The organism is Bradyrhizobium sp. USDA 3311, assembly GCF_054062495.1.
Genome location: NZ_JBSSFI010000001.1, coordinates 4,369,584 through 4,388,176, shown reverse-complemented (window position 1 = coordinate 4,388,176; position 18,593 = coordinate 4,369,584). Strand labels below are relative to the sequence as shown.

The 18,593-nt window shown below is 64.3% G+C and carries 16 protein-coding genes; 8 read left to right on the top strand and 8 right to left on the bottom strand.

The features are described from left to right. Positions 1-2 precede the first annotated feature (2 nt). Entirely contained in the window at positions 3-1,139 is a 1,137-nt protein-coding gene (locus ACVWW6_RS20785; protein ID WP_182869056.1) for an ABC transporter permease, read from the bottom strand. A 174-nt stretch (positions 1,140-1,313) separates the two neighbouring features. Between ACVWW6_RS20785 and ACVWW6_RS20780 the strand changes: the two genes are divergently transcribed. Both ACVWW6_RS20780 and ACVWW6_RS20775 read left to right on the top strand, forming a co-directional pair. Then, on the top strand, positions 1,314-1,589 hold the full coding sequence (locus ACVWW6_RS20780; RefSeq protein ID WP_011088807.1) for a hypothetical protein: 276 nt from the start codon (positions 1,314-1,316) through the stop codon (positions 1,587-1,589). After that, positions 1,590-2,078 (top strand): phage holin family protein, encoded by a 489-nt coding sequence (locus ACVWW6_RS20775; protein ID WP_028174474.1) that lies wholly within the window; start codon positions 1,590-1,592, stop codon positions 2,076-2,078. 110 nt (positions 2,079-2,188) lie between these two features. Here the strand turns inward: ACVWW6_RS20775 and ACVWW6_RS20770 are convergent, their stop codons facing one another. Further along, positions 2,189-4,882 (bottom strand): bifunctional acetate--CoA ligase family protein/GNAT family N-acetyltransferase, encoded by a 2,694-nt coding sequence (locus ACVWW6_RS20770; protein WP_456681346.1) that lies wholly within the window; start codon positions 4,880-4,882, stop codon positions 2,189-2,191. 70 nt (positions 4,883-4,952) lie between these two features. Next, entirely contained in the window at positions 4,953-5,792 is an 840-nt protein-coding gene (locus ACVWW6_RS20765) for a universal stress protein (protein ID WP_182869060.1), read from the bottom strand. 193 nt (positions 5,793-5,985) lie between these two features. Here ACVWW6_RS20765 and ACVWW6_RS20760 point away from each other — a divergent pair, with 193 nt between their 5' ends. From ACVWW6_RS20760 to ACVWW6_RS20750, 3 genes are read left to right on the top strand one after another with little or no spacing between them, the layout of a single operon-like run. After that, on the top strand, positions 5,986-6,969 hold the full coding sequence (locus tag ACVWW6_RS20760; protein ID WP_182869062.1) for a zinc-dependent alcohol dehydrogenase family protein: 984 nt from the start codon (positions 5,986-5,988) through the stop codon (positions 6,967-6,969). 24 nt (positions 6,970-6,993) lie between these two features. Beyond that, a complete protein-coding gene (locus ACVWW6_RS20755) occupies positions 6,994-8,526 on the top strand; it encodes a bifunctional aminoglycoside phosphotransferase/ATP-binding protein (protein ID WP_182869064.1) in 1,533 nt (510 codons plus the stop codon). Positions 8,527-8,541: 15 nt separating this feature from the next. Then, positions 8,542-9,516, top strand: a complete 975-nt coding sequence (locus ACVWW6_RS20750; RefSeq protein WP_304564204.1) for a CHAD domain-containing protein — start codon at positions 8,542-8,544, stop codon at positions 9,514-9,516. On the opposite strand, the gene ACVWW6_RS20745 is transcribed toward ACVWW6_RS20750, so the two are convergent. After that, a complete protein-coding gene (locus ACVWW6_RS20745) occupies positions 9,513-11,354 on the bottom strand; it encodes a PHA/PHB synthase family protein (protein WP_456681345.1) in 1,842 nt (613 codons plus the stop codon). The two genes, ACVWW6_RS20750 and ACVWW6_RS20745, sit on opposite strands and share 4 nt — an antisense overlap. Before the next feature lie 210 nt (positions 11,355-11,564). Between ACVWW6_RS20745 and ACVWW6_RS20740 the strand changes: the two genes are divergently transcribed. Continuing rightward, positions 11,565-12,293 (top strand): CBS domain-containing protein, encoded by a 729-nt coding sequence (locus ACVWW6_RS20740; RefSeq protein ID WP_060912623.1) that lies wholly within the window; start codon positions 11,565-11,567, stop codon positions 12,291-12,293. A gap of 28 nt (positions 12,294-12,321) precedes the next feature. Here the strand turns inward: ACVWW6_RS20740 and ACVWW6_RS20735 are convergent, their stop codons facing one another. The 3 genes from ACVWW6_RS20735 to ACVWW6_RS20725 all read right to left on the bottom strand — a co-directional run bounded on the left by ACVWW6_RS20735 (position 12,322) and on the right by ACVWW6_RS20725 (position 15,136). Then, positions 12,322-12,780: a RidA family protein gene (locus ACVWW6_RS20735; protein ID WP_370204556.1), complete on the bottom strand. Its 459-nt coding sequence runs from the start codon at positions 12,778-12,780 to the stop codon at positions 12,322-12,324. A gap of 22 nt (positions 12,781-12,802) precedes the next feature. Beyond that, positions 12,803-14,494, bottom strand: coding sequence for a benzoate-CoA ligase family protein (locus ACVWW6_RS20730; RefSeq protein WP_456681344.1), 1,692 nt, complete (start codon positions 14,492-14,494; stop codon positions 12,803-12,805). A gap of 150 nt (positions 14,495-14,644) precedes the next feature. Then, entirely contained in the window at positions 14,645-15,136 is a 492-nt protein-coding gene (locus ACVWW6_RS20725) for a MarR family winged helix-turn-helix transcriptional regulator (RefSeq protein ID WP_011088818.1), read from the bottom strand. A gap of 277 nt (positions 15,137-15,413) precedes the next feature. Between ACVWW6_RS20725 and ACVWW6_RS20720 the strand changes: the two genes are divergently transcribed. Together ACVWW6_RS20720 and ACVWW6_RS20715 are read left to right on the top strand one after the other, a co-directional pair. After that, positions 15,414-16,589 carry an ABC transporter substrate-binding protein gene (locus tag ACVWW6_RS20720; RefSeq protein WP_028174465.1) on the top strand — a complete coding sequence of 392 codons (1,176 nt, stop codon included), beginning with the start codon at positions 15,414-15,416 and terminating at the stop codon, positions 16,587-16,589. A gap of 27 nt (positions 16,590-16,616) precedes the next feature. Beyond that, complete coding sequence (locus tag ACVWW6_RS20715; protein ID WP_456681343.1) at positions 16,617-17,072, top strand: cupin domain-containing protein; 456 nt, start codon at positions 16,617-16,619, stop codon at positions 17,070-17,072. Between the two features lie 95 nt (positions 17,073-17,167). On the opposite strand, the gene ACVWW6_RS20710 is transcribed toward ACVWW6_RS20715, so the two are convergent. Next, positions 17,168-18,418 (bottom strand): flavin-dependent oxidoreductase, encoded by a 1,251-nt coding sequence (locus ACVWW6_RS20710; RefSeq protein ID WP_161534088.1) that lies wholly within the window; start codon positions 18,416-18,418, stop codon positions 17,168-17,170. Between the last annotated feature and the right edge of the window lie 175 nt (positions 18,419-18,593).

The following is an 18,593-nucleotide window of genomic DNA, read 5'->3' as shown; positions in this document are numbered from 1 at the left end:
CGTCACATCCCGATCGAGGCAAAGAAGATTGCGAACAGGCCGTCGAGCACGATCACCAGGAAGATCGACTTGACCACCGACGTCGTCGTCTGCCGCCCCAGCGACTCGGCACTGCCCTTGACGCGCAAGCCCTCGCTACAGGCGACAATCCCGATCACCAGCGCCATGAACGGCGCCTTCAGGATGCCCACCTCGAAATGGGTGACGGAAATGGCCTCATGCAGCCGTGCGATGTAGATCGCCGGCCCCATGTCGCCGTAGAACTGCGCGACCAGGCCGCCGCCATAGAGCGCGGCAATCGATCCGATGAAGGCGAGAATCGGCAGTGCGATGACCAGCGCCGCAACACGCGGCAGGATCAGGACGCCGACGGGATCGAGCCCCATCGTCGACAGCGCGTCGATCTCCTCGCGCATCTTCATCGAACCGAGCTCGGCGGTGTAGGCGCTCCCCGACCGGCCGGCGACCATGATGGCGACGATCAGAACGCCTAGCTCGCGCAGCACGAGGATGCCCACCATATCGACGGTATAGGACTCAGCACCGAACCTGCGGAAATGGAAGAATCCCTGCTGGGCGATAATGGCGCCGATCAGGAAGGTGATCAGCGCGACGATGGGAATCGCCTGCCATCCGATGCGGTAGAGCTGGTAGACCAGCGACGTCAGCCGCAGCGACCGCGGCCGGCGCAGCACACCGAAAATGGCCATGAACAATGCGCCGAGCATTTGCAGGAAGATCGTAATGTCTTCCCGCGCGCCGACCGTGGACTTGCCGAGATCGCCGAGCCTGAGCAGAAGCGGATTTGGCGCAGCTGCCGGCGCCGGCGTGTGGCGGTTAACCTCACGCACCTCGTCCATCAGACCGCTGAAATGATCGGCGACGCCGACGAATTCGGCCGATCTGCCTGACGTTGCGGCCCTGCGCGACAGCTTCTCCAGGACCCAGGCGCCGAGCGTATCCAGCGCACTGACGCCCGACATGTCCAGCGTCACGGCCCTGGATCGATCGACATCCGCGCCGACCGAGCGGGACAGAGTTTCGAGCATCGCCACATTCGCCGCGGTCCAGGACCCTTGCGGGCGCAATTTCAGCCCCTCGCCAGACGGCGTTGCCAGCAACAGCGGTTCGGAGTTCACGCTTCCACCTCATCGGGACAATCGGTCCCCATTCAGCCGCCACTTCTAGGCCAGCGTGTGGCGGGCGGTTTGACCTGTCTCAAGGGCAGGCCCCTGCCCACCCCTTGACGCAAATCAAGCGCGGTCACGCCGGCGGGTCTTAGGTTCGCTCCATTCAATGGAGACATCAAATCCATGTTCGACAGCGACAGGATGAGCGAAGAACTGCGGACGTTGAAGGTGGACGTCACCCGCCTGCTGAGCACGGCCGGCGAGGAAATGTTCGAGAGTTCGAAGGACCGCGCCGAGGCTCTGGCCGATCAGATCAAGGCCGCGCTTGCCGAGCTCGGCGAAACCGTCAGCGACGAGCAGGAGCAGCTTCAGGGCCTCATCGCGGAGCGCCCGATGACGTCGCTCGCCTCCGCCTTCGCGCTCGGCGTCGTCGTCGGCTTCATGCTGAGGAGACACTAGGTGAATACCGAGAACGTCGTCAAACATCTGCGCGTGCTGTGGCGGACCGACAGGATCATCGCAGACATCAGGCTGCGCCATCTGCTGGTAGGCCTCGGCCTGCGCGCCTTTGCGGCATTGATCGCGGCATTCGGGCTCCTGATGCTGGAGCTGTCGGCCTATTTCGCGCTGGTCCAGATCTGGAGCGCAATTGCGGCAGCGGCCATCCTCGGCGCCGTCAATTTTGCCATCGCGGCGGTCCTCTTCGTCATCGCCGGGCGGGCTCCGTCCGGCCGCGACATCGAGCTCGCCAATGAAATTCACGGCGCATCCATCGAGGCCCTTCAGCTCGAGGCGCGCGCGCTCCAGACCCAGGTGTCGGGCGCGGTGCATCATCCGCTGAGCACGATCGTGCCGGTGCTGGTGCCGCTGATCGCGATCATCGTCAAGAGCCTGCGGAAAACGACCAAGGAGACTGCCGCTGCAACGTCGGCCGAAGCGCGCTCCTGAAGCGCGATGAGATTGGGATGAATCGTCATCGTGCTTTGGGTTGTTGTTTGAGCATGATCTTTTCGGAAAACCGACACGCACTTTTCCGGATCATGCTTTAGCCGGCGCGCTCAGAGCTTCAGCCGGACGTCGCAGATATCAGGCTCGGTCGGATCCGGCTTGACCTCGAAACCGAGCTGCCGGCACATTTCGAGCATCACGGTGTTCTCCTGAAGCACGTCGCCCGATATGGCCTTCAGCCCTTCGGATCTCGCATAGTCGATGATCAGTTGCATCAGGGCCCATCCAAGCCCCCTGCCCTTGAGATCGGACCGCAGCAGGATCGCGTATTCACCGCTCTCGTAGATCGAGTCCGAATGGAGCCGGACCACGCCGACCATCTCGCCAGTAGCCTCATCGAATGCGATGAAAGCCATCGCGCGCGCGTAGTCGAGCTGGGTCAGGCGCGCGATGAATTCGTGGGTGAACTCCTTCATCGGCGCGAAGAAGCGCAGGCGGAGGTCGTGAGGCGTCACATGACGCAGGAACTCGTGGATGGTCGGCTCGTCGTCAGGGCGCAACGGCCGCGCGAAGATGCGCCAATCGTCCTTGAGCTTGAGGCGGCGCTCCCACTGCGAGGGATAGGCGCGAACGGCGAAATTGGCGGGGCCTGAGCCGGCAAACTTCCGCTGCGACGGCCCCACCGCGACACGGGCGTCGACTGCCGTCACACCGGTCTCGTCCGCGAGCAGCGGGTTGATGTCGAATTCGCGGATCCCAGGGATATCGGCCGCCATCTGGGCGAGCTTGACCAGCACCATGGCGACGGCGTCCTGCTTGACGGCCGGCACGTCCCGGTAGGCGCGCAGCAGCCGCGAGACCCGCGTGCGGTCGATCAAGTCGCGGGCGAGTTGCACATCGAGCGGCGGCAGCGCCAGCGCCCTGTCATTGATGATCTCCACCGCCGTTCCGCCCCGGCCGAAGACGACGACGGTGCCGAACGTGGGATCGTCGGCAAGACCGAGGATCAGCTCGCGCGCCTTCGCCTTGACGACCATCGCCTGGACGATGACGCCGCCGATACGGGCCTCGGGCCGCAGCTTCCTTGCCCGGGCGAGAATATCGGAGGCAGCCGCACGCACCGCCTCCGGCGTCGTCAGATTGAGCACGACGCCGCCGACATCTGATTTGTGCACGATGTCGCGCGACATGATCTTCAGCACGACGGTGGCACCTTGCGCGAACATCTCGTTCGCGTACGCCACGGCCTGCTCGACGTCGGCCGCGGCATAGGTCGGCACCATCGCGATGTCGTAGGCTTCGAGCAGGTGCTTGATCTCGACAGGCTCGAGCCATTTGCGGTCATCGGCGATGGCTGCGGCTACGATCTGCCTGGCCGCCCGGGCGTCAGGCACGAACGTGTCGGGCATTGCAGGGGGAACCTGGCTCAGTTCCTCGACCACTTCGCGGTGCCGGACCAGATGCATGAAGCCGCGCACCGCATCGTCCTCGGTCGGATAGTTCGGAATGCCCCCGCCGGAGAGCGTCTGAATGATCGCTTGATCGGCCCCGACCCAGGCGGCAAGCACCGGCTTTGCCCAACTGCGGTGCTTCTCGCGATATTTGCCGACGAGCTCCGTCACGGTCCTCGCGATGTCGGAAGCCGAGGCGATCGCCGTCTGCACGTTGAGGACGAGAACTGCGTCATTGTCGGGGTCGGCGAGCAGCACCTCGAGCGCCGCCGCGTAGCGCGCTGCATCGGCATCGCCCACGATGTCGACGGGATTTGCGCCGGACCAGGTCGGCGGCAGCGCGTCATCGAGTTTCTTGCGGGCATCCGGCGAGATGGACGCGGGAATTCCGCCAAGCTCGACCAGTCGATCGACGGCGAGGACACCGATGCCGCCGCCATTGGTCAGAATGGCGAGGCGCTTTCCGGTCGGCGATTCGACCCGGCCGAGCGTCTCGGCGCAGTCGAACAGCTCGCGCAGATCGGAGACCCGCAGGACGCCCGCGCGGCGGAACGCCGCGTCATAGACGGCGTCGGCGCCCGCGAGCGCGCCCGTGTGGGTCGCGGCCGCCTTCGCACCCTGCGCCATGCGGCCGGACTTCACCACGACAACCGGCTTCACACGCGCCGCGGCGCGTGCCGCCGACATGAATTTACGCGCGTCCTTGATGGCCTCGATATAGAGCAGGATCGCACGGGTCTTGTGATCCATCGCGAAATAGTCGAGCAGGTCGGCAATATCGACGTCGATCTGGTCGCCGATCGAGACGATGCCGGAGAAGCCGACGCCGCGCTGCGCGGCCCAGTCCACCATGCCGGCGGCGATCGCGCCGGATTGCGAAATCAGCGCGAGATTTCCAGCTCCCGGCATGTGCGCGGCAAAACTGGCATTGAGGCTCACGCCGGGCATCATGATGCCGAGGCAGTTCGGCCCGATCAGCCGCATGCCGTATTTGCGAGCCGCGGCGATCACGGCCTCTTGCAGCGATCCCGGCCCATGGCCGAGTCCGGCCGTGACGATCAGTGCGCCCGCCGAGCCGCGCCGTCCGGCCTGGTCGATGATGCCGGGAACCTCCCGGGCCGGCGCGGTGATGACCACGAGCTCGGGCACGAATGCCAGCCTGTCAAGGCTCACCACTGCGGCAACGCCGCTGATCTCGGCATGGCGCGGATTGACGAGGCCGAATTGTCCCGTGAATTCAGCCTTGCGAATGTTCTCCAGAACGGCGCGCCCCACGGAAACCGGACGAGCGCTCGCCCCGACAAGCGCAACCGAACGCGGCGACAGCAGGTTCTTCAGACGATAGGTGGACATGAAAGCAAATGCGCCCCGTCGGTGGCGGTTCCGATGGTTGAAAGATCAGGCCGGCAAGCTGGCGGCGAGCCTAGTGCGAGATCATAACCCAGCACGGTGGCTGGCCAATGACAGTCTTTGTCACACCACCCCAGACAATCTCGTTCAGGCGCGAATGATGATAGGCGCCCATCACGATCGCATCGATGGCATTGGAATTTGCCCAACTTCCGAGCACCTTGCCGATCGAGCTGCCGCCGCCTTTCGCCGTCTCGAACGAGGCCTGGACACCGTGCTCGCTCAAATGATCGACGAGGGCGGTCCCGGATTGCACGATCGTGTCGGTCTTGTCGTCGGCCACGGTCACCACGCGGACCGAGGCCGCAGCCTGAAGGATCGGCAGCGCGTCACCGACCGCCCGCGCCGCGCGCGCGGAGTGATCCCAAGCGATCATGACTTTCTCGAATTCCGGTCGCAGCACGTCCACATGCTGCTCCGGGCAGAGCAGCAGCGGCCGCCCGGATTCAAACAGGATCGTCTCGATGATGTGCTCCGTTCGGCTGTCGTGCGGCTTCACGGGAACCAGCGTGAGATCGCTGAAACGCGCCTGTTCGGCCAGTATCGACGCAATCTGGTCCGCCGGCACCTTGCCCGACCGGCTTTGGGTCCGAACGTTGGCGCGAGCCGCCGCATCAGTGAAGGCATTCAGAAGATGCTGCACATCGTCTGCTCCAAGGGGCCCCTTTGCCACGGCGGCATCGGGATCATCGGGGAGCAGCACCATCGGCCGCACGAAAACGTCTTCCTCGAGCGCGAGCGCGGTGATCCTGGCGCCGAGGTCGGCGGCGACTGCCACGCATTTCTCGATCGCAGCAACAGCCGGTCCGCGCGGCTGGCCGACAAGCGGCAGAAAAACGTCCTTCAGGGGCATCGGGGTTCTCCTTGCCACCAGAATAGGCCGGCTTTCGTCAACACCATTGATCCTCATCAAGCCTTTTGATCCTCAACAAGCCTTGGGGAACCGTCCAGACGGGCAAAGGCGAGCATTGAGGGAGGTCAAGGACTGGCCCCGCGCTGTCATTCTATGGATAGTTCGATCGGAGCGGTTCGCCCCGGAGAGACTGATGCGTGCGATGGTGTTGGCTGCCCCGCGAGCACGGCTGCGGATGGAGGAGCGCCCCGATCCAATCCCCGGCGAAGGTCAGATCCGGGTGAGAGTCAGCGCCTGCGGCGTCTGCCGGACCGATCTTCACGTCGTCGACGCCGAATTGCCCGGCATCCGCTACCCGATCGTACCTGGCCATGAAATCGTCGGCCGTATCGATCTCGTCGGCCCCGATGTCGCAACGCATGCGCTGGGTGACCGGGTCGGCATTCCCTGGCTCGGGTTCACCTGCGGAAACTGCCGGTTTTGCCGGGAGGGCATGGAGAACCTCTGCGACCGCCCGCTCTTCACCGGTTATACAAGGGACGGCGGCTATGCAACGCACGTGGTCGCCGATGCGCGCTATGCCTTTCCGCTGGGCGAGGCCGGCGACGACGTGGCTCTCGCCCCTCTGCTGTGTGCAGGCCTGATCGGCTGGCGTTCGCTGGTCCTCGCCGGCCAGGCTGAGAGGCTGGGCATCTACGGCTTCGGCGCCGCCGGCCATATCGTCGCGCAAGTCGCGGTCTGGCAGGGGCGCTCTGTCCACGCGTTTACACGGCGCGGCGATCTGGCCGCACAGGACCTCGCCCGCCGGCTCGGCGCCGTCTGGGCGGGCGCCTCGGACGAAATTCCCGACACACCGCTCGACGCCGCCATCATCTACGCCCCCGCCGGCGAGCTCGTGCCGGCCGCGCTGCGCTCCGTTCGCAAGGGTGGCCGCGTGGTCTGCGCCGGCATCCATATGAGCGACATTCCGAGCTTTCCGTACGACCTGCTCTGGCAGGAACGGCAGCTGATCTCCGTTGCCAATCTCACCCGACAGGACGGTCTCGATTTTCTCAGGATCGCTCCGCAGGCGGGCGTGCGCACCGAGACGACCGCATTCCCGCTCGATCAGGCCAACGAAGTTCTGGACATGCTGCGGAATGGACAGATTCTTGGCGCCGCCGTGCTCAGACCCTGACCTTATCTCGGAATACCAGCTTCGATGACAGACGAAACGGCTGCCCAGGAACGGATCTTCACGGCGCTCTGCGCGCATCCGGGCGTGACACGGATCGATACGCATGCCGCGTCGGTGTTTCTCGACGGTAGCCGCGCGCTGAAGATCAAGCGGTCTGTCCGGTTTCCGTTCCTCGACTATTCGACGCTCGAGAAACGCAAGACGGCCTGCGAGGAGGAGATCAGGATCAACCGGCCGCTGGCGCCGCAGATCTATCACCGCGTCGTGGCGATCACCGAGGAGCCGGACGGATCGCTGCAGGTCGACGGCCGCGGCCGGCCGGTCGAGTATGCGGTCGACATGTCCCGCTTCGACGAAACCCGGACGCTGGATCATCTGGCGAAGGCCGGCCCGCTGGATGCGAACCTCGCTTCGGCTGCCGCTGATGCCATCGTGGCGTCGCACGCGATGGCACCTCGCGCCGACGGCACGGCATGGGTTGCCTCCATCCCCGGCCTCGTCGATGGAAACGGCGACGGCTTGCGGAAGGGCAACCATCTCGAAGCCGAAGAGATCGAGCAACTCGGCGAAGCCTCGTACACGATATTGCAGCGCCTGCGGCCGCTGCTCGAAGAACGCGGCCGTCAGGGATACGTGCGCCGCTGCCACGGCGACCTGCATCTTGCGAATATCGTTGCGATCGACGACCAGCCGGTGCTGTTCGACGCGATCGAGTTCGATGCGAGAATCGCAACTGTCGACGTGCTCTACGACCTCGCGTTCACGCTGATGGACCTGCTGCACCATGGTCAACCGCTCGCAGCCAATATCGTCCTGAACCGGTATCTCGCCGCAACGCCGCCCGAAAACCTCGATGCGCTCTCGGTCCTGCCGCTGTTCATGTCCATTCGCGCGGCAATCCGCGCCCAGGTGGCGCTGGCGCGGCTGACGCGGCCCGATGCCGACCGGACAGGAATTCTTCACGAGGCGCGCCGCTACTTCGATCTCGCCCGGGCTCTGATCCACCCGCCCACCCCGCGCCTGATTGCGGTCGGCGGACTATCGGGCACCGGCAAGTCCGCCCTCGCCCGCGCGCTGGCACCCAACGTCGCGCCGCAACCGGGAGCCGTCGTGCTGCGCAGCGACATCATTCGCAAGCAGCTGTTTCAGGTGGAACACACCCACCGGCTGCCGACGTCCACGTACCGGCCCGAGGTCACGGCACGCGTCTACGAGGTCCTGGTGCAGAGCGCCCGACAGGTGCTGGCGCAAGGCCATTCCGCGATCGTCGATGCCGTCTTTGCAAGCGAGTCCGAACGGGAGCAACTGGCCGCCATGGCCCGCCAATGCAACGTGCCGCTGAGCGGACTATTCCTCGTCGCCGACCTCGCGACCCGTCAGGCGCGCATCGGCGGCCGCCACGGCGATGCCTCCGACGCCACGCAAGAGGTTGCTGCGCAGCAAGAGCACTATAATATCGGCCATGTCGATTGGGCGACCATCGATGCATCCGGGACACAAGAGCAGACGCTCCAGCGCTGCCGGGACGCAATCGCAGGGCAAAATAAGGCAATCTGATTGACGCGGGCAAGGATGTCGCAACCCACCACGAGTTCGACCGCGACCGCGCGCGCCAAGCCGGCGACGCGGCGCAATGCCCTGCCCGGCCGCCTCAGCCCCGGCATGGCCTGCGATACGGCGTTCCGGATCATCGCCCGCCGCCACCTCGGTGCGGTCCTTGCCCAGCACGACGGCACTTGCCGCGGCGATCCCGACGCGCTGCACCAGATCCGCATCGCACTGACGCATCTGCGCACCGCCATCCGCTTCTTCTCGCCCATGGTGGACGACACGCTGCGGCCGAACGTCTGGGCCGAGCTGAAATGGCTCAACAGCCAGCTCGGCCTGGTGCGGGATCTCGACGTGGCGATCGAGCGGGTCGTCGCCGAGAGTGGCGACGAGCTCGCCGTGATCGCCGAGCTCCAGCACTGGGACGAGAAGCGCGCCGAGAGCCACCGCCTGCTCGTGCGCGCGCTGCAATCCGCGCGCTACAAGCGCCTGGTCGAGCAGACCTCGGCGTGGATCGAGAGCGGGCCCTGGTCGACCCGGCGCAGCAAGGAAGCCGTCAGGTTGCGCCGTTGCTCGCTCGCCGACCACGCGACGGCGCGGCTGACCGAGTGGGAAGAGACGCTGCTCAGGAAGGCCAGGAAGCTGCGCAAGCTCGATGTCGAGAAACGACACAGGTTGCGGCTTCTCAACAAGCGGCTGACCTATTCGATCGAGTCGCTTACGGACCTGTTCGATGACGATTCCCTGGCGAAGCAGAAGTCCATCCTCAAGCAATTGCGCAAGGCACAGAGGTCCCTCGGGCAATTGAACGACGATGCGCGCGGGCAAGCGCTGGCAGCGTCGTTGAACGGCGCCGGCCCCGAGGCCGGCATTCGCTTCCTCGACCGCAAGCGGGAAAAGAGGCTGCTGCGAACCGCCTCTACGGCCTACCGGAAACTGGACAAGGCCAAGCCCTTCCGCTCGTCAGACCTTGCTCCGAACGCGGAGCCCAAGGATTAGCTGTGGACGTAGTCTCCCGGCGCGTCGGGCAGACCGTCAGCACCCCCGACACCGATCGACGGTGGATCACAGGGCTCACCTGAGCGCGCCGCCAGCCATTGAGCCCATTCCGGCCACCACGATCCCTCAACACGCGGCGCCAGCTTCAGCCACTCGTCCGGGCCGACATACGGCGCATCCGCGGCCTTGGTCATGACCTGATAGGTGTGCCAGGGCTCGTCAGGAGGCGCGACGACGCCGGCATTATGGCCGCCGTTGGTCAACAGGAAGGTTACGTCGGCATCAGCCTGATAGTGGATCTTGTAGACGGATCGCCACGGCGCCACGTGGTCGGCGAGCGTGCCCACCACGAACATCGGCGCGTGAATGTCGGAGAGCGAGACGCTCCTGCCCTCGACGCGATAGCGGCCTTCGGCCAGATCGTTGTCGAGGAACAGCTTGCGCAAGTACTCTGAGTGCATGCGATAAGGCAGCCGCGTGGCATCGGCGTTCCAGGCCATCAGATCGCTCGGCTGCGAACTCTCGCCCATCAGATAGTCACGCGACAGCCGCGACCAGATCAGCTCGTTGGAGCGCAGCAGCTGGAACGCACCGGCCATCTGTGTCGTGTCGAGATAGCCGCGCTGCCACATCATGTCTTCGAGGAAGGCGACCTGGCTCTCGTTGATGAAGAGCGTCAATTCGCCGGCCTCGGTGAAGTCGGTCTGGCCGGCAAGGAGCGTGATGGTGCCGAGACGGCCATCGCCGTCGCGCGCCATGGCCGCCGCGGCGATCGACAGCAACGTGCCGCCCAGACAGTAGCCGAGCGCATGGGTCTTCCGATCGGGCATGATCCGGCCGATCATGTCCAGCGCGGCCATCACTCCCAGCTTGCGATAGTCGTCGAAGGCAACATCCCTGTCCTTCGCATCCGCATTGCGCCAGGAGATCGCGAACACGGTGAAGCCTTGACCGGTCAGATACCGGACCAGGGAATTTTGCGGCGACAGATCGAGGATGTAATACTTCATGATCCAGGCCGGCACGATCAGGATCGGCTCGGGTCGCACTTGCGCGGTCGTGGGATGATACTGGATCAGCTCGATCAGATCGTTGCGGTAGACGACCTTGCCGGGCGTAGCTGCCACCGTCTTGCCGACGACGAACTGCTCGTCACCCGCCGGCTTCGAGACAGAGAGCAGCCGCATCAGATCGCTGCACCAGTTCTGCCAACCGAACACAAAATTCTCGCCGCCGCTCTGGAACGCCTTTTCGAGAACCTGCGGATTGGTGGCCGCGAAATTCGACGGCGCCAGCATGTCGAGCATCTGGCGCACCGAGAACTCGACGACGGCTTCGTTTGCATGCGACACGCCACGCACGCCGGTCGTGGCATCGTGCCACCAGCGCTCCGAGAGCAGGAACGCCTGCGCAAGCAGATTGAACGGCGCGGTCTCCCATTGCGGGTCCTTGAAGCGACGATCGCGTCCCTGCGGCTCAATCACGGACCACGGCTTTTGCGAGGTCGCGTGCGCGACGGCTTGCAGGAGCATACCGGTATCGCGAAGACCGTTACGGAACATCTGCATCCGGCGCTCCGGCGCCGCGGCAAGATGCGTGCTCCAGTCGAGCCAGGCGAGCGACAAGGCCACAGGCGAAATCCCGCCCGTGAACCGCGCCAGCATCGCATGAAACGCGCGGTCGAAAGGGTACGGCTCCGATGCAGGCAGGGAATTGGCGACGGCCGGCTTCTCAGGGATCCTTTCGGGGATCGTCGCAGGGGCTTCGGCAGCCGAATTGGCGGGGAGAGCCTGTGCCGGCGGCTCTTCGGCCCGTGGAAATACCTTCACGACGCTCATGGCTGAATGATCCTGCGGGCTTCTGGTCTATGTCGGCAGCAGGATATGGCGACGCTTCCGATACGTGTTGAGCTGCATCAAATCCGGGCACGGATCACAATTGCTCAACCAGGGAGAAACGGCCTGGATCGCTTGACCTGAGTCAAACCACACCCCGACAGCCGGGCTAGGTTTTGCGCATTGAAATTCGACAAGCCAGCGGAGTCGTCCATGCGCGCCCATCAGATCATGACCCGGTCGGTCATCTCGGTCACCCCCGATACCAGCATCGTCGAGGCGGCCAACATCATGCTGAAGCGGCACGTCAGCGGCCTCACGGTGGTCGACGACACCGGCAAGCTCGTCGGCGTCGTCTCGGAAGGAGACTTCATCCGCCGCAGCGAGATCGGCACCGGGCGCAAGCGGGGGCGCTGGTTGCGGTTCATCCTCGGTCCGGGCAAATCGGCCAGCGACTTCGTCCACGAGCACGGCCGCAAGGTCTCGGAGGTGATGACCGCCTCGCCCGTGACCATCACCGAGGACACGGCACTCGCGGAGATCGTCGACCTCATGGAACGGAACAACGTGAAGCGCCTGCCGGTGGTACGCGGCGACATGGTCGTCGGGATCGTGTCCCGCGCCAACCTGTTGCAGGCTGTCGCAGGGCTCGCCCGCGAGGTGCCCGATCCGACGGCCGATGACGATCATATTCGCAACCGCATCATCGATACCATGGAGAAGAACGATTGGTGCCCGTTCGGACTCAACGTCATCGTTCGCGACGGCATCGTTCACCTCAGCGGCGTCATCACCGAAGAACGCGCACGGCAGGCCGCGGTCGTCGCGGCGGAGAACGTCGAGGGCGTGAAGAAGGTGCACGACCATTTGTGCTGGGTCGACACCATGTCCGGCGTTTATCTAAACTCGCCCGAGGACGACGACCTCGCCAAAGCGAGCTAACAAGGCAAGCTGAGGGAGCAAACGCGGCTCAGCGGGGAATGACGGCGGTGGCCTCGATCTCGACGCGCGCCGCCTTCTCGACCAGCCGTACCACCTGAAGCAGCGCCATTGCCGGATAGTGCGCACCGAAGACGGCACGGTAGACCTTGCCGAGCTCCTTCAGGTTCGCGAGGTATTCGTCCATGTCGACAACGTACCAGGTCAGACGCACGAGATGCTCAGGGCGTGCGCCGGCCTCAGTCAGGATCGCGGCAATGTTGCTCAGGGCCTGCTGGACCTGCGCGACAAAGCCGTCCGCGAGACGCTCTTCGGCATCCCAGCCGATCACGCCGCCGGTGACGACGATCCGCCCGTCGGCGGCCATGCCGTTGGCGTAGCCTTTCGGCACCGGCCAGCCGGCCGGCTGGAGGATCTGCGCCGCCGAAGGCGTGACCTTCTCATCGGCGGTCGACAGCACCGCGAGCTGCGGGCCTTTCGGCGTTGTCACGGACAAATGCTCCGTCCTTCCCTCATTCTGCCGCAACGCCCGACGACGTCGCCGCAGCCTGAGCCAGTTGCCGCAGGGCAAAACGCTTCAACTTGCCGGTCTCGGTCTTCGGCAATTGCGTCACAAACTCGATCGCGCGCGGGTACTTGTAGGGCGCGATCTCGCGTTTGACATATTCCTGCAACTCGGCCGCAAGTTGGGCACCCGGCGTTACGCCGGGCGCGGCGATGATATAAGCCTTCACGATCATTCCGCGTGCCTCGTCCGGTGCGCCAACCACACCGCACTCGGCGACGGAGGGATGCGTCAGCAGCACCGCCTCGACATCAGTGCCTGCGATGTTGTAGCCGGCCGACACGATCATGTCGTCGGAGCGCGACTGGTACCAGAAATAGCCGTCGTCATCCATCAGGTAGGTGTCGCCGGTGATGTTCCAGCCATTCTGGACGTATCTGCGCTGCCGTTCGTCCGCGAGATAGCGGCACCCGGTCGGACCGCGAACCACGAGGCGGCCCATCGTCCCAGTCGGGACGTCATTGCCGGCGTCGTCGACGATCTTCGCCTCATAACCCGGCACTGGCTTGCCGGTTGCGCCCGGACGGATCTCGTCCTCGGTCGCGCTGATGAAGATGTGCAGCATCTCGGTCGAGCCAATGCCGTCCATCAGCTTGATGCCGGTGGCCTTGAACCAGGCATCGAATGTCGGCTTGGGCAGTGTCTCGCCAGCGGAGACGCACTTGCGAAGCGAAGAAATGTCCCGGCCCGGAAGCTTGCCGATCATGGCGCGATACGCGGTCGGCGCGGTGAAACAGACCGTGGTCTTGTACTGCTCGATCGCCGTCAGGATGTCGTCCGGCGTCGTCTTCTCCAGCACGACGAAGGAGGCGCCGATATGCATGGGGAACAGCACGCCGCCGAAGCCGAACGTGAAGGCGAGCGGTGCGGAGCCGACGAAACGATCCTTCTGCTCGGCGCGCAAGATGTTGCGCGCGTAGCCGTCGCAGACGGCCAGCATGTCGCGGTGGAAATGCATGGTGCCCTTGGGATCGCCGGTCGTGCCCGACGTGAAGGCGATCAGGCAGACGTCGTCGGAGGCGGTATCGACGGCCTTGAACTCCGGGCTTGCGTCGGCGATCAGCGCCTCGAGCGAGTCGGCCGCGCCGTTACCCCAATAGACGGCCTGCTTGAGACCGGGCGCCGCGGCTTTCGCCTTCTCCATCTCGTCAGCGAGCTTTCCGTCGCAGAGCGCCAGCGTGATCTCCGCCTTCTGGATCGGATAGGACAGCTCCTTGGCGCGCAGCAGCGGCATCGTCGCGACGCAAATGCCTCCGGCCTTGATCACCGCAAGATAGGTTGCGACCATCATCGGATTGTTGGCAGAGCGCAGCAGCACGCGCCCGCCGGTCACGAGACCAAGCTTGCCGACCAGAACATTGGCGATGCGATTCACGAGTGCTTGCAGCTCGTGATAGCTGTAGCTGACCGCGGGGCTGATAACGCAAGGCGCGTCGCCATGGCCCTCTTCGACCCAGCGATCGAGGAAATAGCCGACGCAGTTCAATCGCGGCGGATATTGCAGCTCCGGCCGCGTGAAGATGAAATCGGGCCAGAGCTCGCGCGGCGGCAGATGTTGCCGTGCGAACGTATCGACATGGGCCGTCGCAGCATTGCCGTCAGACGAGCCCGACATTTGAACCTTGGCGGCGTTGGCCATCGCACGCTCCTTTGCGCATGGAAGCACCCGGCAAGCACTAACTTGGAAACATTTTAGGCTTAAAACAATTTGGTGCAATAGTGGATTTTGGGCATCCCATGCATTTTCTAGCGGCAAGGTGGGATTGGCGGGCGCATCGGCCCGCGGGACCTACGCCCGGCGGCGGCCAGCCGACTTCTGCGCCGACGCCTTGGTCTTGGCGAGGAGCCGCATCAGCTCGCGCACATCCTTCGGCGTCAGGTCGGCGAAGAGATCGGCGATCCAGGTCTCGTGTTCCGCCGCCATCCGGCGAAACTCGGCGCGCCCGAGCTTTGTCAGGCGGATCACCTGGACCCGGCGGTCGGTCTCCGACGTGCGCCGGTCGAGATGGCCGGATTCCACCAGACGTTCGACGAGGCCGGTGACGTTGCCGTTGGAGACCATCATGCGCTTGGAGACATCGGACAGCGTCATGCCATCGGGCGCCTTGTCGAGCTGTGCCATCAGATCGAAACGGGGCAACGTGACGTCGAACCGCTGCCGCAGGCGGCCGCGGACTTCGCCCTCGATCAGGGTCGTGCAGGTAAGCATACGCAGCCACAGCCGAAGCTCTTCGGCGTGGTCCTCCGGCGTCTCGACGGCCTTGGTCTCGGAATCAAGCATCTGATGCAGTCATTGACGGCCGGCATTGGCGCCAGCACGGATTCCCAACGTTTTGAGCTTCAAATAAATTGAAGCCGGCCGCAAGTCCAAAGCTGCAGCAATCGACCGCACGTCGATTTCTTTAGGCTTCAAGTAATTGGCGCGCCGCTTGCATGCTCGCTGCCTCGCGAGATGGCGGCGTCTTGAGCTTTGCTTGCCGCGGCAGCCATCATCGGCATAAGCTTGTATTGGAGTACGCGGCTTGCAGCGCAGGCCCTGATGTCACGGGGGACAGACCATGAAGACGCAAACGACCTTGGCCGCAGCCGCCTTGCTGCTCGGCACGGCAATGAGCCCCGCCCTCGCCCAGGAGAAGATCAAGCTCGGTGTGATCGTGACCCTGTCGGGACCCGCCGCCGCGCTCGGCCAGCAGGTTCGCGACGGCTTTGCACTCGCGGTGAAGGATCTCGGCAGCAAGATGGGCGGCCGCGATGTCGAGGTCGTGGTGGTCGACGACGAGCTCAAGCCGGACGCAGCGGTGACCAAGGTCAAGGGCCTTCTGGAACGCGACAAGGTCGACTTCGTGGTCGGGCCGATCTTCTCCAACATTCTCCAGGCGATCCACCGCCCCGTGACGGAATCGAAAGTCTTCCTGATCAGCCCCAATGCCGGCCCGTCGACTTTTGCCGGCAAGGACTGCAGCCCGTTCTTCTATGTGACCTCGTACCAGAACGATCAGGTTCACGAGATCCTCGGCAAGGTCGCGCAGGATCGCGGCTACAAGCGCATGTATCTGATGGTGCCGAACTATCAGGCCGGCAAGGACTCGGTCGCCGGCTTCAAGCTCGACTACAAGGGCGAGATCGTCGAGGAATCCTACATGCCGCTGAACACGCTGGACTTCCAGCCGGAGCTTTCCAAGATTTCCTCGCAGAAGCCCGATGCGCTCTTCACGTTCATGCCGGGCGGTCTCGGGGTTAATCTCGTGAAGCAGTACAGGCAGGCCGGCCTTGCCGATAGCATTCCGGTGCTCTCGGCTTTCACGGTGGATGAATCGACCCTGCCGGCGCAACAGGACGCGGCCGTCGGCATGTTCGGCGGCGCGAACTGGGCACCCAATCTCGACAATCCCCAGAACAAGAAATTCGTCGCGGCCTATGAGGCTGCCTACAACGGCGTGCCCGGCACCTACGCCTTCCAGGCCTATGACGCCGCCATGCTGATTGACAGCGCCATCAAGGGCGTGAAGGGCGACCTCTCCAACAAGGACGCCGTTGCGGCTGCCCTGAAGAAGGCCGACTTCACCTCGCTGCGCGGCGCCTTCAAGTTCAACACCAACGGCTATCCGATCCAGGATTTCTACCTGACCAAGGTCGCCAAGCGTCCGGACGGCAAGTTCCAGACCGAGATCGTCCAGAAGGTGTTTGAGAACTACGGCGACCGCTATGCCAAGGACTGCAAGGCGGTAAACTAAGCCGCATCGCGTTACGGGAGGACTGCAATGAAGAGCGAAATCACCGGCATCACACGGGCCAATGAGGGCATCCAGGGCATTTCCTGGAACATCCTCGGCCAGACCTATGTGCCGAAGAGCTATGCCGAGAACAGCTTCTCCTGGCACGCAACGCTGCCGCCGGGCACATTCGTGCCACCGCACATTCATCCCGACCAGGATGAGTATCTCTACATGCTGGAGGGCAAGCTCGATTTCATGCTCGGCAATTCGGAGGCACAGGCAACCGCAGGCGACCTGATCCGCCTCGGCATGGGCGTGCCGCACGGCATCTTCAACAAGTCGGAGCAGACCGCAAAAGTGCTGTTCTGGGTGGCGCCGAGCCGCAAGCTGTTCGACCTGTTCTGGGGCCTTCACAACATGAAGGAGCAGAAGCCTGAGGACGTGGTGGCGATGGCCGCCGAGTTCAACATCCACTTCCTGCCGCCGCCTCCCGGCGGCTAGCGGCACGGCCCCGGAAAAGCGCGCGGCGGTTTTCCGGAAGGTCTTGCTCAATCAAAAACCAAAAGGGCGATGATGGTTCATCGCCCTTTTGCGTCTCAGGCGCGCACCGCCGCGAGCCCCGGCACCGCAGCGAAGCCGGCCTTGGTGGCATAGCCGCGCACGATCGCCTCACGCTGGGAATAGCTCAGAACGTTGTCGACATTGTCGAAGCCATCAGGCGCAAGCTGCTCGACGGCGTCGATGACCCCTTCGGGGCCGCCGCGCCGGTTGGAGCGAACGATATCGGCGGTCATCGGCAAGCGCTTCTTCTCATATTCGACCAGCGCCTGACGCGGATGCTCGGCGCGCACCAGCGCGTCGGCAAGGCACCGCGCATCGAGGATCGCCTGCGAGGCGCCGTTCGAGCCGACCGGATACATGGGATGCGCGGCATCGCCGAGTAGCGTGACGCGTCCCGAGGACCAATAGGGCAAGGGATCGCGGTCGCAGGTCGGATATTCGTAGAACTCAGGCGTTGCCGAGATCAGGCTTTTCACATCGATGTAGGGCACCGAGAAGCGCGCCACATGCGGCATCAGTTCCTCGCGCCGGCCCGGACGCGACCAGTCCTCTTTCCGCGGCGGCGGCGCATTGCCCTCGCCGACCTTCACCAGCACCGCCCAATTTGTGAGACGGCTCGCGGGGCTCGAGCCCTCCGCGATCGGGTAGATCACGACCTTGGCGTTGAGGCCACCGGCCACGATCATGGATTTGCCGGTGAGGAACAGCGGCCAGTCGCGCGCGCCGCGCCACAGCATCAGGCCGTTCCAGCACGGCGGTCCTTCGTTCGGGAACAGCGTGTCGCGCACGCGCGAATGGATTCCATCGGCACCGATCAGGATATCGCCGCGCGCCGTGTGGATGTGTGCGCCTGAGCGATCGAAGAAGTAAGCCGTAACGCCGCCTTCGTCCTGCGTGAACGCACCAAGACGGCAGCCGGTGTGGATTGCCTCCGCCCCGAGCCGCTCCTCGACGGCGCGATGGATGACGCCCTGAAGGCGACCGCGGTGGATCGAGAATTGCGGCACGTCGTGCCCCGCGTCGATGCCGCGGGCTTCGCGCCAGACCTCCTGGCCATGGCGGTTGAGGTAGTAGAGCTGATCGGTGCGGATCGCGACGTCGTCAAGCTTCTGCAACAGGCCAAGGCCGGCAAGCTCTCGCATGGCGTGCGGCAGCGTGTTGATGCCGACACCAAGCTCGCGAATGGTGTCGGCCTGCTCGAAAACCTCGCAAGCGATGCCGCGCGAGCGCAGCATCAATGCCGTGGTGAGACCTCCGATACCGCCACCGACGATAATCGCCTTCATCGCCCTTACTCCACTCGAAATACGCCAGGCAATGAGGTTAACGTCGCATGGGCGGTCACTCCGCCGCAAGCGGCTTTGTCGCCTCCACCTTGAGCTTGGCCGGGGTCTTGGGCTTAGCCTTAATGCTCAGCTCCCAATTTCGCGCAAGTCCCCATTGCTGGCCCCTCCACGGCTA